Annotated in this window: 13 protein-coding genes; 6 read left to right on the top strand and 7 right to left on the bottom strand. The window is 62.9% G+C overall.

What is annotated here, in order from left to right; all coding sequences use genetic code 11:
* Window positions 1-18: 18 nt before the first annotated feature.
* The 3 genes from RlegSU303_RS02895 to RlegSU303_RS02905 all read right to left on the bottom strand — a co-directional run bounded on the left by RlegSU303_RS02895 (window position 19) and on the right by RlegSU303_RS02905 (window position 3213).
* Window positions 19-1455, bottom strand: a complete 1437-nt coding sequence (locus RlegSU303_RS02895; RefSeq protein WP_231283429.1) for an FAD-binding oxidoreductase — start codon at window positions 1453-1455, stop codon at window positions 19-21.
* Window positions 1456-1488: 33 nt separating this feature from the next.
* Window positions 1489-2463 carry an L-threonylcarbamoyladenylate synthase gene (locus RlegSU303_RS02900; RefSeq protein ID WP_222330703.1) on the bottom strand — a complete coding sequence of 325 codons (975 nt, stop codon included), beginning with the start codon at window positions 2461-2463 and terminating at the stop codon, window positions 1489-1491.
* Between the two features lie 141 nt (window positions 2464-2604).
* Entirely contained in the window at window positions 2605-3213 is a 609-nt protein-coding gene (locus RlegSU303_RS02905) for a DUF6656 family protein (protein ID WP_017959216.1), read from the bottom strand.
* 417 nt (window positions 3214-3630) lie between these two features.
* On the opposite strand from RlegSU303_RS02905, the gene RlegSU303_RS02910 reads away from it, so the two are divergent.
* Both RlegSU303_RS02910 and RlegSU303_RS02915 read left to right on the top strand, forming a co-directional pair.
* Window positions 3631-4875, top strand: a complete 1245-nt coding sequence (locus tag RlegSU303_RS02910; RefSeq protein ID WP_231283430.1) for an aromatic ring-hydroxylating oxygenase subunit alpha — start codon at window positions 3631-3633, stop codon at window positions 4873-4875.
* 220 nt (window positions 4876-5095) lie between these two features.
* A complete protein-coding gene (locus tag RlegSU303_RS02915) occupies window positions 5096-5575 on the top strand; it encodes a BA14K family protein (protein WP_017959218.1) in 480 nt (159 codons plus the stop codon).
* Between the two features lie 291 nt (window positions 5576-5866).
* Here RlegSU303_RS02915 and RlegSU303_RS02920 read toward each other — a convergent pair whose 3' ends face one another.
* Entirely contained in the window at window positions 5867-6862 is a 996-nt protein-coding gene (locus RlegSU303_RS02920) for a transporter (RefSeq protein ID WP_027666630.1), read from the bottom strand.
* A gap of 209 nt (window positions 6863-7071) precedes the next feature.
* On the opposite strand from RlegSU303_RS02920, the gene RlegSU303_RS02925 reads away from it, so the two are divergent.
* Together RlegSU303_RS02925 and RlegSU303_RS02930 are read left to right on the top strand one after the other, a co-directional pair.
* Window positions 7072-8850 carry an acyl-CoA dehydrogenase gene (locus RlegSU303_RS02925; RefSeq protein WP_231283431.1) on the top strand — a complete coding sequence of 593 codons (1779 nt, stop codon included), beginning with the start codon at window positions 7072-7074 and terminating at the stop codon, window positions 8848-8850.
* 9 nt (window positions 8851-8859) lie between these two features.
* Window positions 8860-9615: a crotonase/enoyl-CoA hydratase family protein gene (locus RlegSU303_RS02930; protein WP_017959222.1), complete on the top strand. Its 756-nt coding sequence runs from the start codon at window positions 8860-8862 to the stop codon at window positions 9613-9615.
* A 60-nt stretch (window positions 9616-9675) separates the two neighbouring features.
* Here RlegSU303_RS02930 and RlegSU303_RS02935 read toward each other — a convergent pair whose 3' ends face one another.
* From RlegSU303_RS02935 to RlegSU303_RS02945, 3 genes are read right to left on the bottom strand one after another with little or no spacing between them, the layout of a single operon-like run.
* Window positions 9676-10686, bottom strand: a complete 1011-nt coding sequence (locus tag RlegSU303_RS02935) for an MBL fold metallo-hydrolase (RefSeq protein ID WP_131709913.1) — start codon at window positions 10684-10686, stop codon at window positions 9676-9678.
* Between the two features lie 2 nt (window positions 10687-10688).
* Window positions 10689-11939, bottom strand: coding sequence for a class I SAM-dependent RNA methyltransferase (locus tag RlegSU303_RS02940; protein WP_231283432.1), 1251 nt, complete (start codon window positions 11937-11939; stop codon window positions 10689-10691).
* Complete coding sequence (locus tag RlegSU303_RS02945; RefSeq protein WP_231283433.1) at window positions 11936-12721, bottom strand: TlyA family RNA methyltransferase; 786 nt, start codon at window positions 12719-12721, stop codon at window positions 11936-11938. The genes RlegSU303_RS02940 and RlegSU303_RS02945 overlap by 4 nt, the downstream gene beginning before the upstream one ends.
* A gap of 89 nt (window positions 12722-12810) precedes the next feature.
* On the opposite strand from RlegSU303_RS02945, the gene RlegSU303_RS02950 reads away from it, so the two are divergent.
* Together RlegSU303_RS02950 and RlegSU303_RS02955 are read left to right on the top strand one after the other, a co-directional pair.
* Window positions 12811-13809 carry a DUF4424 domain-containing protein gene (locus tag RlegSU303_RS02950; RefSeq protein WP_231283434.1) on the top strand — a complete coding sequence of 333 codons (999 nt, stop codon included), beginning with the start codon at window positions 12811-12813 and terminating at the stop codon, window positions 13807-13809.
* A 219-nt stretch (window positions 13810-14028) separates the two neighbouring features.
* Window positions 14029-15966 (top strand): methyl-accepting chemotaxis protein, encoded by a 1938-nt coding sequence (locus RlegSU303_RS02955; RefSeq protein ID WP_231283435.1) that lies wholly within the window; start codon window positions 14029-14031, stop codon window positions 15964-15966.
* The last annotated feature ends 28 nt before the right edge of the window (window positions 15967-15994 follow it).

Here is a 15994-nt window from a genome sequence, read left to right on the forward strand (position 1 = left end):
GCCTGATGGCGTGCAGCCTCACGGATCGAGGCTGACAACCTTTCCCGGGTTCATGATATCGGCTGGGTCGAAGGCGCGCTTGATGCGGCGCATCAGCTCGATTTCGATCGCCGGGCGGATCGCCGCCAGTTCGTCGCGCTTCAGCTGACCGATGCCGTGCTCGGCGGAGATCGAGCCACCATGGGCAAGCACCAGTCCATGCACGATATGGTTCATCTCATGCCAGCGGGCAATGAAGGCGTCCTTGTCGGCGCCGAGCGGCTGGGAAATATTGTAATGGATGTTGCCGTCGCCCATATGGCCGAAGGCGCAGATGCGGGCGCCAGGCATGGCCGCCATCACCGCTTCTTCGGCCTCGGTCATGAAATGCGGGATCTTCGACACGGGCACGGAAACATCGTGCTTGATCGATCCGCCTTCCGGCTTCTGCGCATCCGACATGCTCTCGCGCATGTGCCAGAGCGCCTTCTGCTGCGCCACGGATGAGGCGATTGCGGCATCCAGCACCAGCCCGGCCTCAAAACCCTGTTCCAGCACGCCACTCATCATCCGCTCCGCCGTCTCGGCCGAATCCGATGTCGAAATGTCGATCAGCACGTACCAGGGATAGGCCGTTTCCAGCGGATCGCGCACGCCGTCGATATGGCGCGTGGTGATCTCGACGCCGAAACGCGGCATCAACTCGAAACCGGTGAGCGAGGCGCCGCAGAGGCTGGAGGCAAGGTTGAAGAGGGCAAGCGCATCCGTCACCGAATTCAGGCCGGCGAAGGCCACCTGATGGCCGAGCGGCTGGGGAAAGAGCTTCAGCACCGCGCCTGTGATGATGCCGAGCGTGCCCTCGGCGCCGATGAAGAGGTCGCGCAGGTCGTAGCCGGTATTGTCCTTCTTCAGGCGGCGCAAGCCGTCCCAGATCTCCCCGGTCGGCAGCACCACTTCAAGGCCGAGGCAGAGCTGACGTATATTTCCATAGGCAAGCACGGCCGTGCCGCCGGCGTTGGTGGAAAGATTGCCGCCGATGCGGCAGGAGCCCTCGGCGCCAAGGGACAGCGGAAACAGCCGCCCATGCGCCTCAGCCGCCTTCTGCACCTCGGCAAGGATGGCACCGCCGTCGGCCACCAGCACGTTCGCCACCGGATCGACATCGCGGATCCTGTTCATGCGTTCGAGCGACAGAATGATATCGGACTTACCCTGACGCGGCGTCTGGCCGCCGACGAGGCCGGTATTGCCGGTCTGCGGCACGATCGCCGTTCCGGTCTCCGTCGCAAGCTTCATGACTTCAGAGACTTCTTCGACCGAACCGGGTTTCAAGAGGAGAGGGGAGGAGCCGTGATAGAGCCCGCGGTTTTCGATCAGATGCGGTGCAAGATCGGCCTCGTTACGCAGCGCGTATTTTTCGCCGACGATGGCCGCGAAGCGATCGAGGAGTTCGGTGGAAATGCTGGAATTGCTCATCGGGCTCGGTCCTTCATCGTGATGCACGGTCCTTCAGTCGCGGGGCGCGGCTGCCCGCTGCAGGCGGTCGTTGATCGCCTCGCCCAGCCCCTCCCCGGGAATGGGCGAAAAGGCAATGCTCCGGGCGCCGCTCGCATCGGCCCGCTTCATATAGTCGAAAAGATTGGCGGCGGCCTCGGCAAGGTCGCCGCGCGGGCTAAGATCAAGGACGATCCGCGCACTGTCCGCGCCGGAGACCGCAGCGCTGCCGAAGGCGATCAGCGCTTCGCCAGGTTCGACTGCCGTTGCATTGAGGCGCACGGAAGCACCCGGCGCGTAATGGGAGGCAAGCATGCCCGGCGCCTCGATGGCCGCCGATGCCGTCTTCGCCCGCAGCAGCGGTTGGCCCGCAACGCGCTCGATCTCGCGCGCCGCCAGCCCACCCGGCCGAAGCAGCCTGAGTTGGCCACCCTCTGCCTTGACGATCGTCGATTCGACGCCGACAGCACTCGGACCTGCGTCGAGGATCAGCGGGATTTTCGCTCCGAGATCGGCTTCGACATGGGCGGCGCTCGTGGCGCTGATCCCGCCTGAGGTATTAGCGCTGGGGGCTGCGAGCGGCCGTCCGAAGGCGCCGATCAAAGCGCCTGCAAACCCCTTCGGCACGCGGATGCCGACGCTGTCGAGCCCGGCAGTCGCCAGCGAATGGATCGGGCTTTCCCGCTTCAGCGGCAGCACGAGGGTCAGCGGGCCGGGCCAGAAGGCTTTGGCGAGCGCCCGCGAGACCGGGTCGAACTCGGCATGTTTTTCGGCCATGGCGAGGTCGGCCATGTGGCAGATTAGCGGGTTGAAGCGCGGCCGTCCCTTTGTCTCGTAGATGCGGGCGATGGCCAAAGGATTGGTGGCGTCGGCGGCAAGGCCGTAGACGGTCTCCGTCGGGATGGCGATGGCAAAGCCTCCGGCAAGAGCGGCTGAGGCCGCCTCGATCGCTGCCTGCCTGTCTGCCTCTATGTCGATGGTGTGTGCCATGTCCTGCCCGTGTTCGTCCCGGCAGTCATTAGGCTTTCCGCCGCCTGCGATCAATCGCGTTGTTCATCTATGCATGTCGCCCAAAAGTGTGCAGCGGTTTTGGGACCACGACATGCATCAAGCAAGGACCGCGTCGCAGCTTTATAGCTGCCGGATGATTTCGCGCAGCTGTTCGTTGCGGGCGCCGAGCAGCAGGATGTTGCGGATCGCCGCCTGCGGATCGTGGGTGCGGAAGAGCAGGCCGTTGCCGCGCACCGACCGGTCGATGGCCATCTTTTCCGCGGAGTCTTCGCCGGGTTTTATGGCGACGGCGAAATACATGCGGGAATAACCGACGTCGATGCGCTCGAAGAAATTGTCGTTGTCGCCGATGTCGGAGTAGAAATTGGCGATGTAGAAAGCCCAGCTCACCTCCTCGTAGCGGGCGAACTTCGTCCGTGCGGCGGTGACGTGGCAATAGCCGAGATGCGGGCTATCCTGCAGCGTCCGGTGGAAGATCATCTTCGGAAACTGGATCGAATGGTGGAAACCGTTGATGTTCTGATGCGTTTTTTCGCCGGCCACCTGCAGCTTGCGGCCGGTCTTTGCGGCGACCTCGTCATGGGTGAAATACCGCTTTTCCTCTGCCAGCCAATGCCGCCGCTCGCGGGGAATGCGGCCGGTGCGCAAGAATTCGGAATGAGCGGCAATCAGCTGCGGCTCTTGCGATCTGCTCGCATCTTTCGCGTCGAAATAACGGAGTTTGGCCATGGTTCGCGTTCTTCGGTCGGTCGGTGATCACCAGGAGGATAGGACCGTATGCTTAAGGCGATGTTAAAAAATGGTCCGCAGCCGGCCGGCGGAAGGGCAAATGCCGGCAGATGTCGCAAACGCGATGGCGGTCGATCTCGGCAGCAGACCTCTTTGCGGAGCGGGTCTTTACGCCATGTCGCAATTGACGATAATTGCGCGGAGAGTCGGGCGATGTCATCGACTGGGATCGGCAGCTTGCGGCTTGCCGCATCCTGTCGTCAATTTCGAAGCCGATGTCGCATTACAACCAAGCGGCAGGCAGGCTCGGTGATTAAATGACGCCATGAACACTTCTCCCGAAGGAGAAGGAAGCGGGCGCGCTTCCGCCGGCCTTCTTGCCGGAAGGGCGGCAGCCGGGTGCACGAGGACATGAAGATGGATATTCGCAGCAACGTTTTGCGTCAGCTCAAGAGCCGCCGTGAGGGCTTCAGCCTCGAACAGCCGTTCTATATCGACGAGGATTATTTCCAGCTCGACATGGAGATGATCTATTATCGCGACTGGCTGTTTATCGGCCATGATTGCGAGCTGCCGAATCCGGGCGCCTATTTCACTGTTCAGATCGGCACCTATCCCGTCGTCATCGTCCGCGGCCGTGACAATGTCATCCGCGCTTTCCACAACAGCTGTCGCCATCGCGGTTCGCGCGTCTGCACCAAGGAGCATGGCTCCTCCGTGCGTCTCGTCTGCCCCTATCATCAATGGACCTATGATCTCGAAGGCAAGCTCGCCTTCGCCCGCCACATGGGCGATGATTTCGACAAGACTGGCTTCAACCTGAAACCCGTCCATTGCGAAATCGTCGCTGGCTATGTCTTCATCTGCCTTGCCAACACCGCTCCGGATTTCCAGCCGGTGCGCGACAAGATCGAACCCTATGTCGCGCCGCACCGGATCAGTGAGAGCAAGGTCGCCTTCCAGAACACGATCATCGAGAAGGGCAACTGGAAGCTTGTCTGGGAAAACAACCGCGAGTGCTATCACTGCGCCGCCAATCACCCCGAGCTCTGCCGCACCTATCCCGAGGCTCCGAGTGTCACCGGCACGGATGGCGGCGCCGACGATCCCGAGATCGCCGGCCATTGGGCGCGCTGCGAGGCTGCCGGCCTGCCGAGCAAGTTCCAGATTTCGCCGGACGGTCAGTTCCGCACCGCCCGCATGCCGCTGATCGAAGATGCCGAGAGCTACACCATGTCGGGCAAGCGCGCCGTCAAGCGCCAGCTCTCCGACGATATTTCGATCAGCCATATCGGCGCCATGCTGCTCTTCCACTACCCGACGACGTGGAACCATCTGCTCGGTGACCACGCCATTTCCTTCCGGGTGTTGCCGCTCAGCGCCAATGAGACGGCGGTGACGACCAAGTGGCTCGTCCACAAGGACGCGGTCGAAGGCGTGGATTACAATCTCGAGGAACTGACCCACGTCTGGACCGAGACCAACGATCAGGATCGCCGCATCGTCGAGGAAAACGCCTTCGGCATTCACTCGCCCGCCTATGAACCCGGCCCCTATTCCGCCCTGCATGAGGGCGGCGTCATGCAGTTCCTCGAATGGTATTCGAACTTCATGGTGAACCGTCTGCAGGGTGACCAGGCGAAAATTTCAGCCGTGGCCTAATGCATGTAGCCCGGAACTGTTACGATTCCGGGATAACGGCATGCATGAACAAAGGACTGAAGTGCGTTCCGGGCGACATCATCGGCCTCCCGGTTAATGCCCGGTTCAGATCGATTTCTGTACACATACGAAAGCAGCTGGCCCCCGGCCGCTTTCGGAACCATTCCGGCACGAAAGCGTTGCTGAGCAGGCGGTTATCGCTGTTGAATGGGAGAGAAGAATGTTCGGTTTGAGTAACAAGATCGCGACCGCAATTCTGGCGGCCGCCGTGGTGCTGACGGGCTTTGCGCCGTCGCAGGCAATCCAGATGCCCACCCCCCCGCAGGTGGAAAAATCCTCCGCCGTCGAGAACGTGCAGTACCGCCGCTATTATCGCCCCGGTTACCGTCCGGGCTACCGGCCTGGCTATCGTCCCGGCGCCTACTACCGGCCCGGCTATTACGGTGGCTATCGCGGATATTCCTATTACCGCCCGGGATACCGCCGCTATAACGGCTACTGGTATCCGCTCGCCGCCTTCGGCGCCGGCGCGGTCATCGGCGGCGCCATTGCCGCACAGCCGCGTTACGTCGCACCTGCGCCGCGCATGGGTTCGAGCCACGTCGCCTGGTGCGCCAACCGCTACCGGTCATACCGCGCCTACGACAACACGTTCCAACCCTATAACGGCCCGCGCCAGCAGTGCTATTCGCCGTATTGATAAGGCGTAGGAAGCGCGCTGCGCTTCCAATCGCTAAGTGTCAACGCAGCGTGATGCCATAGGAGCAGCGCCATTTCATTCGTTGCGTGAGCGGCGGAGTTCGGCCGGAACTAACCCCACCCTCCGTCATCCTCGGCCTTGAGCCGAGGATCCATGCCCGCGGCTGATGGAGGGCAACATGGATCCTCGGGTCGGGCCCGAGGATGACGGAGGGTGGGGTGAGCTTCTGGAGCAAGTACCGCGACGTGTGGGGAATGCGCCTCTCCGACAGTCACGCCCGCACGTTCACCTTCAAAGAATATCCACCCGCCTCAGCAACCACCAGGCAAGGGCAACGGAGGCGAGGATGAGGACGACGGCATATTCCGTGCCGTAGTCGCCGACGGCGAAGGGCAGGTTTGCCGTGTTCATGCCGAAGAAGCCCGTCACCAGGGTCGGCGGCAGCAGGAAGGCCGTCATGATCGACAGCAGATAGAGATGACGGTTGGTTTCGGAGGATTGTTTCGAATCGATTTCTTCGTGCAGCAGGCGCGCCCGGTCCTGCAGCGCATAAATATCGTGGTCGACCGTTTCCAGCCGGCCGGTCAGCCGCCGCGCCACATCGTCGAAGCCGAAGGGCATTTCGTCGTCGTCGGCCGCCGCCGCCCGGCGCATCAGCGCCAGCACCGTGCGCAGGTGCCGATGCAGCCTGACCACGGTTCGCCGCACCGGCGCCAGCCGCCGCCGTTCATCGCGCTGCGCGCTGTCGTAGACGATATCCTCGATCTGGTTCAGCTCTTCGGTGAGTTCGATGACGATGGCGATCAACGTACGCTGGAATTCGGTCACCAGCAGTTCGAAGAGATCGACCGGCCGCGAGAATTTGCCCGGATTCTTATCGATCAGTGCGCGTGCCCGTTCGACGCTGCGCAGCGGCTGCAGCCTCGTGGTGATGATGAAGCGGTCGGACATGGCGAAATGCAGCCAGCCGAGATTGTTGGTATCCTCGGCAAACTCGCGCTGGCAATCGACGAGCGTGCCATAAAGCATCTGCTCGTCGACGGTGATGGCCGCATGCGTATCGCGCGTCGTCAGCGCCGATTTCGCGTCCTCCGTCAGCCCCTCCAGCGTATCGAGCAAGGCTGGCACGCGGGCGTCGACAAGGTTGAGGTGCAACCAGTAGAAACAGTTATCCGCGGTCAGTTCCGCCACCGTCGCACTGTTGTTCAGCCGCACCGCGGTCTTTTCATCCGGCGAGAAGCGATAGCCCCAGACAAAACCGGGTATGTTGACGGGCAATGTGTCCACTGTTCGCCGGTCCTTTTCGAAGGCGATGTCTTTCCTTAGAGTTTGTTCATGACGTCCATTTCGCCGACGGTGCAAGAGCAAAGCGTCATTTCAGCCAAACTATCGCATGACCACTAAAGAAATCGAAATTGACGTTTACGTAAAAATCAATTAGCCCTTGCCTCGGAGGGGCTTTGCCGTGCGCGAAGCCGGTCTGCGGAGGAAAAACCATGTACAAGGCGCCCGTCGAGGAAATCGCATTCACGCTGAAGCATGTAGCGGGCATGGGCGAGGCGATTTCAAAAGGGCTTCTCGGCGATCTCGGCGAGGATCTCGTCGACGCCATCCTCGCCGAGGCGGGGCGTTTTGCCACAGAGGAAGTGGCCCCGCTTGCCGAAATCGGCGACCGCCAGGGCGCTCGTCTGGAGGGTGGCGAGGTCAGGCTGCCGGATGGCTGGCGTGAACTCTACCGCCATTGGATCGCCGGCGGTTGGAACGGACTGACGGCGCCCGAGGCTTTCGGCGGCCAGGCCTTGCCGCATATGCTGAATGTCGCAACGCTCGAAATGTGGAATTCCGGTTCCATGGCCTTCGCACTCGCCCCGACCCTGACGATGGGCGCCATCGAGGCGGTCAGCGTCCATGGCAGTGCTGCGCTGAAAGACACATATCTGGAGAGGATGGTCTCCGGCGAATGGACCGGCACCATGAACCTGACCGAGCCGCATGCCGGCTCCGATCTCGGCGTGCTGAAAGCCCGCGCCGAGCGCCGCCACGACGGCAGCTACCGCCTTTTCGGCCAGAAGATCTTCATCACCTGGGGCGAGCACGACGCGGCCGACAACATCATCCATCTGGTGCTGGCCCGCCTCCCGGATGCGCCGGCCGGCACACGCGGCATTTCGCTGTTTCTGGTGCCGAAATTCCTGGTGAACGACGACGGCTCGCTTGGGCCCCGCAACGATCTGTTCTGCCATTCACTGGAGCACAAGCTCGGCATCCATGGTTCGCCGACCTGCACGATGATCTACGGCGACGGAAAATTCGGCGGTGAAAAGGGCGCTGTGGGATGGCTGGTCGGCGAGGAGAACAAGGGGCTCGCCTGCATGTTCACGATGATGAACAATGCCCGCCTTGCCGTCGGCATGCAGGGCGTGGCGATCGCCGAGGCGGCCACCCAGAAGGCGCTCGCCTATGCCAGGGAACGCACCCAGGGCAGGGCGCCAGGTTCAAGCGGCGCCGGCATGAGCCCGATCGTCGAACATCCCGATGTCGCCCGCATGCTCCTCACCATGAAGGCGCTGACGCAAGGGGCGCGCTCCATCTCCTATGCCTGCGCCCATGCGATCGACATGTCCCATCGGGCAGGTGACACCAGCCGCCATTGGCAGGAACGCGCCGCCCTTTTGACGCCGATTGCCAAATCCTTTTCGACCGATGCTGGCGTCGACGTCGCCTCGCTCGGCATCCAGGTGCATGGTGGCATGGGTTTTATCGAGGAGACAGGCGCGGCGCGTTATCTCCGCGATGCCCGCATCGCGCCGATCTATGAGGGCACCAATGGTATCCAGGCGATCGACCTCGTCACCCGCAAGCTGCCGCTCTCCGGCGGCGATCAGGTAAAGGGTTTCATCACCGAGCTGAAGCAGATCGCCGATGGCGTCCGACGCTCCAATCTTAATGGTTTCGGCGAGACCGCTGCGCGGCTCGACGCGGCGATCGCCGATCTCGAACAGGCGACCGCCTGGCTGATAAAGACGCTTGCCGATGACAAGGTCGCCGAGGCGCTCTCCGGTGCCACGCCCTATCAACGCCTGTTCGGGTTGGTGCTCACCGGCTGTTATCTCGCCAAGGGCGGTCTCGCCGAGGGAGCCGATGGGGCAGGCGAAAAACGCATCGCGCTCTGCCGCTTCGCTGCCGAAAACCTGCTTGCCGAGACCGCAGCCCTTCGCGACCGGGTCGTCAATGGCGCGGCAAGCCTTGCCGCCGCCCGCATCCTGCTTGCCTAAGGAGACCTTATGACCGATCACATCATCGTCGAGCAGCCTGCCGCCCATCCAGGCGTGCAGCTGATCCGCTTCAACCGGCCGGAAAAGAAGAACGCCATCACCCGCGCCATGTACCGGACGATGGCCGATGCGCTGAATGCGGCCAACACGAATCCCGACATCCGCGCCAGCGCTTTGCTCGGCACCGAAGGCTGCTTTTCGGCCGGCAACGACATGAACGATTTTCTCGCTGCCGCGATCGGCGGGGGCGGCCTCGGCCAGGAGATCCTCGACTTCCTCTATGCGCTGGTGAACGCCGAAAAACCCGTCGTCTCGGGCGTCGACGGCCTGGCGATCGGCATCGGCACGACGATTCATCTCCATTGCGACCTGACCATCGCGTCAAGCCGCAGCCAGTTTCGCACCCCCTTCGTCGATCTGGCGCTGGTGCCGGAGGCGGCTTCCAGCCTCGTCGCACCACGCCTGATGGGTCATCAGCGCGCCTTCGCCATGCTTGCCGCCGGCGAAGCATTCTCGGCCGAAGAAGCCAAGGAAGCCGGCCTGGTCTGGAAAGTCGTCGAGCCAGGCGAGGTCGATGCCATGACGCTTGGCCTCGCCGCAACGCTCGCCGCCAAGCCGCCGGAGGCGCTGCGCATCGCCCGCGATCTCATTCGCGGCGATCGTGGCGAGATCATCGCCCGCATCGACGAGGAGGCCCGCTATTTCTCCGCGCGGCTGAAAAGCGCCGAGGCCCGGGCGGCCTTCGAGGCCTTCATGCGCCGCTGAGCGCCGCCTGGCATCGCTTCGCGGCGATCGACACCAACACCCGGAGCAAACGGATAGCGATTAGACCGCCGGCACGTCGAATACCTCGCCGGCCCTGAGCGGCCGGAACCGTTCCGGGGGAATATCATGCTCGCGCATTGCGTCTTGCAACGCTCTTGCCGGCGCATCGACCGCTTCGTTTGTCAGTTGGAACGTGGCGAAGTGATGCCCGGCCACATAGGCCGCATTTGCCAACGTCATCCCGATCACCGCCTCCTGCGGATTCTGGTGCTGCCCTTTCATGAACCAGCGCGGCTCGTAGGCGCCGAAGGGTAAAATGGCCAGACGAAAGCCGCCATGCTTCTGCTGTGCCGCTTTGTAATTGATGCCGTGGTGAAAACCCGTATCTCCGACGTGATAAATTTTTCCGGCGGGAGTCGACAAAACGAACGACGCCCAGAGTGCCATCCGGCGGTCGGCGGTTCCGCGGGCCGACCAATGGTGTGCAGGCTCCGCGTCAATGCTTATTCCGGCGTGCGAAATGCGCTCGCCCCAGTCCATAGATGTCGTCTCTATATCGGGCACGGCACGCCGTATGATCGTGTCATTGCCAAGTGGCGTCACGACACGCGGCCGATGCTTCGCACCCAACCGCCTGAGCGTTGCGATATCGAGATGATCATAATGATTGTGCGATACCAGCACGAGATCAATCGGCGGCAAATCATCGAACGCGATGCCCGGTGGGACGACGCGCCTGGGTCCGGCAAAAGCGAAGGGACTCGCGCGCTCCGACCATACCGGGTCGGTGAGGATATTGAGCCCGGCGACCTGCACGAGCATTGTTGCATGGCCAACCATGGTCACCCTTAGATCCTCGCCGTCGACGTGTGGATCCGGCTTGGCCATCGCGTAAGGACTTGGGACCGACCTCGGCCAACGCTCTCGGCCACCGCCGAATTGCCAGCGCATCAGGTCGCGGAAACCAAGGGGCTCAATACCTTCGGGATTGAAGAAATGCGTGCCGTCGAAATGATCGGACACTGGGCCGTTATAGTATGGGTTGCGTCTTTTGGTCTTTTCGACAGACACGCCTATTTCTCCAGCGTCGCCACCACCTCGACATGCGAGGTCCAGAGGAACTGGTCGATCGGCGTTACTTGCGCGATCCGGTAACCGCTCTCGACGAGGATCGCGAGATCCCGCGCCAGCGTCAGCGGATTGCAGCTGACGGCCACGATCTTCTTCACCGCCGAACGGGCAAGCTCCTGGCACTGGAACTCGGCACCGGCGCGCGGCGGGTCGAAGACGACGGCATCATAGGGCTTGAATTCCTGCGTCATCAAAGGACGGCGAAAGAGATCGCGCTTTTCGACGGTGACCGGCTTCAGCCCCTGCGTGTTGCGGGCGGCATGATCGAGTGCTGCGAGCGCCTTTGCCTCGGCTTCGACGGCGTGCACACGGCCGATCCGCGCCAGGCGCAGCGAAAACGTGCCGGCGCCGGCAAAGAGATCGGCGATCCGCTTCGACTTGCCGACATGAGCAAGCACCAGTTCGGCCATCGCCTCTTCCGCGGGCTTGGTTGCCTGGGTGAAGCCGCCCGGCGGCGGTGAAACCTGGACGCCGCCGAATTCGACCATCGGCTTCGACGGCTCGACGAGGATTTCGCCGTTCAGCGAAACACGCGCGATGCCGCGCAGGCTGAGCGCAGTCTCGATCGCCTTGCGCCGCTGCGCGTCGGACAGCTTCTTCACCTCGTCGACTGAGATATCGAGGCCGGAAAGCGTTTCTAGCACGGCAACGCGGAAGGGTTCGGCACTGGTCGCCAGCGATGCGGCAATTGCCCTGATCGCCGACAGCCGGGCGATGATCCCTGCCGACGAGATCGGACATTCTTCGATGGCGACGATATGGTGGCTTTCGGCCTGGTTGAATCCAACAAGCATGTCCCTCTCGGTCTTGCGCGCCGCAAACACCACGCGCCGCCGTTCGCCTGGCCGAGCCGGAACGATCTCGCCGACATCTGATGTCAGCCCCTTGGATTTCAGCGCATCGATGACCAACTGGCGCTTGAAGGCGCGGTAGGGCGCGTCTGCCATATGCTGCAGCGTGCAGCCGCCGCAGGTGCCGTTGACGCCATCCGGGCCGAAATGCCGGCAGGGCGGCTCCTGCCGGTCGGGCGAGGGCGTCGTGATCGACATGATCGTGCCCTGGCTCTTGATCCGGGCAATCGCCACCGTTTCCCCGGGCAGGGAAAATGGCACATAAACAGGTCCGCCGGCGCTGCCGGCGATGCCGTCGCCCTGGGCGCCGAGCTTCTCGATCTTGACGGTTTCGGTGCTCACGGTTTCAATCCTGCCAGAAGAAATTCCTGATTGCCATCGCCGCCGGAAATCGGGGAGGGGATGAGGCCGAGGCTTTTCCAGCCCATGTCCTCGATGAACCAGCGCTCCAGTTCCGCAGCAACGGCGGGAGCGGACGAGGGGTCCTTCAGCATCCCGCCCTTGCCGATCGCCTCGCGCCCGGCCTCGAACTGCGGCTTGACCAGCAGCACGGCGACAGCACCGGGTTCGGCGATCTCAAGGGCCGGCGCGAGCGCCAGCTTCAGCGTGATGAAGGAGACGTCGGAAACGATGAAGGTCGCGGGATGGCCGATATCCTCTGCCGTCAGGTTGCGGGCGTTGAGGCCCTCCCTGTTCGTCACCCGCGGATCGCCTGATATGCGCGGATGCATCTGCCCATGGCCGACATCGATCGCGGTGACGTGCGCGGCGCCGCGCTGCAGCAGCACCTCGGTGAAGCCGCCGGTGGAGGCGCCGACATCAAGACAGTGATGGCCGGCAGGATCGAGCCGGAAATGGTCGAGTGCGGCGGCAAGCTTCAGTGCGGCGCGCGAGACGTAGTCCTGCGCCGGATCGTCGATCTCGATCGACGCGTCTGCGCCAAACAGCGCGCCGGCCTTCGTGACCACCTGGCCGCCGATCCTGACGGTGCCGCGCTGCACGGCGTCGCGGGCGCGTGAACGACTGGCAAAGAGGCCGAGAGAGACGAGAAGTTGGTCGAGGCGTTGGGTGTTTTGATCTGACATCGGCTGTGCATGACCGGCAAAGCCGCCGGTTGCAAGCATTTTGTTCCCAAGACCGTCATTGACCCTCAAAAGCTTTCGGCGATAATCCTGCCGCGGCGATCGCGGGGCGGGCCGCATGGGGGTGCTCTATGCTGAAGCTCTTCACTCTTCTTGTCGCCGCGGGGATCGCATCGCCCGCGCTGGCGAATGATACTCTGGCCGAGATCAAGACCGGCGGGCTGATCTTTGCCCAATCCGACGATGTCAGCATGGCGGAAGAGGATCTCTTCATCTCCGCTTCGGAAGTGCGTGTCGACTACGTCTTCGAAAACAGCTCCGACAAGGACGTCGAGAGCCTGGTCGCCTTCCCGATGCCTGACATATCAGGTCAGGTCGACAACAACTCCGCTATCTCCGATTATGACAGTGATAACTTCCTGCATTTTTCCACCGTGCAGGATGGCAGGCCGATCACCGCCAAGCTGCAACAGCGCGTCATCTCGCTCGGCATCGACGTGACCGACGAGTTCGCCAAGCAGGGCATCCCCGTCCTGCCCTATAGCCAGAAGACGACCGAGGCGCTCGCCAAGCTTCCCGAAACCATCCGCAAGGACTGGATCGTTCGCGGCCTCGTTTATCCCATGGGCGCCGGCGATGCTGCCGGGGTCGACCTCGTGCCGCTCTGGACGCTGCGCTCGACCTATTGGTGGCGCACCACCTTTCCGGCAAAAAAGAAAGTCAGCGTCCAGCATCGCTACAAGCCGGCAGTCGGCGGCACCGTCGCCATCAGTTTTCTCGAAGGTAGTGAGCCAAAGGGTGAGCGTTTCGAGGAATATTCCCGCAAATACTGCCTCGACGGAGACTTCATCAGGGTTGCCCAACAGCGTGCGCGGGAAGCCGAGACCGGCGGCGCCAACTATACCGAAAGCTGGATCTCCTATGTGCTGTCGACTGGCGCCAACTGGGCGGGGCCGATCAAGCGCTTCCAGCTGACGATCGACAAGGGCAAGCCCAGCAGCCTTATCAGCTTCTGCGGCAGCAACGTTCAGAAGATCGGCCCGACGACCTTCCGAATGACATCAGAGGATTTCGATCCCACGAAGGATTTAGACATCCTGATCCTCAATCCTCCGGAAACGGCACAATAATCCGCGGGTGTGGTCGCTGCTGCGCTGCACAAATTTAAACAAATTTAAAGCCTCCCCGGATAGGGTCGGCTTGATTGCAGCGGTTCATTCGAGCCGCTCGGCGCCATGACGGCGCAAGCGTTTCCACGCCGATCATGTTCTCAGCTTCAAACATCCCGGCGGTTGCGTCTCGCGCGACCTGCCTCTCGCCGCGTCGACTGTCGTCAGGAGAAATCACCGATGTCCGCCAAAAACATATCCTTGAACGGTAAGCTTGCGGCCACGTTCGCAGCCCTCATTCTCATTTTCATCGCCGTTTCCGCTTTCGTCTATTCGAAGGCGACGGCGTCCGCGGCCGCTTCCGCCGAACAGGAAAAATCCGAGCTGCTCGTCAACCAGATCGACGATGCGCTGCAGGCGATGCTCGAACAGGCCGTCAACCTGCGCGGCTTCATCCTGTTCCGCAGCGACAGCACCTATGGCGATGTCTTCGCCAACCGCGAGCGCATGCTGAAGGCGATTGCCGCCGCCAAGCAGACGGCCGCCGGCGAGCCGCAGCTCGTCGAGATGATCGACGGCATGCAGAAGGCCGCCGATCTCTACTTCCATGAACTTGCCGAGCCGCAGACCAAGGCGCGCAAGGAAACCGACATGCCGATCGAAGAGGTCGTCAAGATCGGCGTCAACGCCACCAAGGGCCAGCTCGACGGCTTCCGCCAGGCCTCGGCCAAGATCAAGGCCACCGCGCGGGAAAAGTCGAATGCGCTCGCCGCAATCCGCGCCGATGCCAACAGCCATCTGAAGACGACGCTCATTGCCGGCGGCATCGTCGCCTCGCTCGCCGCCGCTATGCTCGCCTGGCTGATGTCGCGCATCATCGTCCGCCCGGTCGTCGGCATGACGAGCGCCATGGATCGCCTCGCCGGCGGTCAGAACGATATCGAGGTTCCGGCAGTCGAGCGCGGCGACGAAATCGGCCGCATGGCGCAGTCCGTCCTGGTCTTCAAGCAGGCAGCGATCGAGAAGCTGCGCCTTGCCGGCGAGACCGACCGCATGCGCGACGACGCCGAGCGCCAGCGCCGGGCAGGCGACGAGCAGAAGGCGCGCGAGGAAGGCGAGATCCGCTATGCCATCGACGCTTTGGCGGGCGGCCTTGCCGAGCTTGCCAATGGCGATATGGCCGGTCGTCTCCAGACGCCGTTCGCCTCGCAATATGACAGCCTGCGCAACGACTTCAACCACGCCGTCGAAAAGCTGCAGGCGGCACTGCAATCGGTCGGCCGCAATGCTTCGGCGATCAATGCCGGCGCCGGCGAAATCCGCTCCGCCGCCGACGATCTGGCCCACCGCACCGAGCAGCAGGCTGCCGCCGTCGAACAGACCGCAGCAGCGCTCGAGGAAGTGACGACGACCGTCCGCGACAGCGCCAAGCGCGCCGAGGATGTCGGCAATCTCGTCGAGCGCGCCCGCCTCGGCGCCGAGAAATCAGGCGAAGTCGTCCGCAAGGCCGTCTCTGCCATGCAGCAGATCGAGAAGTCCTCGGGCGAAATCTCCAACATCATCGGCGTCATCGACGACATCGCCTTCCAGACCAATCTTTTGGCCTTGAATGCAGGCGTCGAAGCGGCCCGCGCCGGCGATGCCGGCAAGGGCTTTGCGGTCGTCGCGCAAGAAGTGCGCGAACTCGCCCAGCGCTCGGCGAAGGCCGCCAAGGAGATCAAAGCGCTGATCACCACCTCGGGCGAACAAGTCGTCGCCGGCGTCGGCCTCGTCGGCGAGACCGGCAAGGCGCTGGAGGTCATCGTCTCCGAGGTGCAGGAGATCAACCACCACGTCAGCGCCATCGTCACCGCCACGCGCGAACAGTCGATCGGCCTGCAGGAGATCAACACCGCCGTCAACAACATGGACCAGGGCACGCAGCAGAACGCCGCCATGGTCGAGGAGCAGACCGCGGCCAGCCATGCGCTCGCCCAGGAAGCAAATGCCCTCGAAGAGTTGCTGCGCCAGTTCAAGCTCGGCCAGGTGGCGCCGGCGCCGCGCGCAAGCGTTGCCGGCACGAGCTCCCGCCCGGTCGCCTCCCCGGCCCACGCCCTGACCCGAACCGTCGCCAAGGCCTTCGGCGGAAGACAGGCAAGCGCTGCGGCGACCGTTCAGGAAGAGTGGACGGAGTTCTGAGAGCGGACCCTTTGCAGGGACGTTAAAT

The sequence above is a fragment of the Rhizobium sp. SU303 genome (assembly GCF_021052345.1).
GTDB classification, from domain to species: Bacteria; Pseudomonadota; Alphaproteobacteria; order Rhizobiales; family Rhizobiaceae; genus Rhizobium; species Rhizobium laguerreae.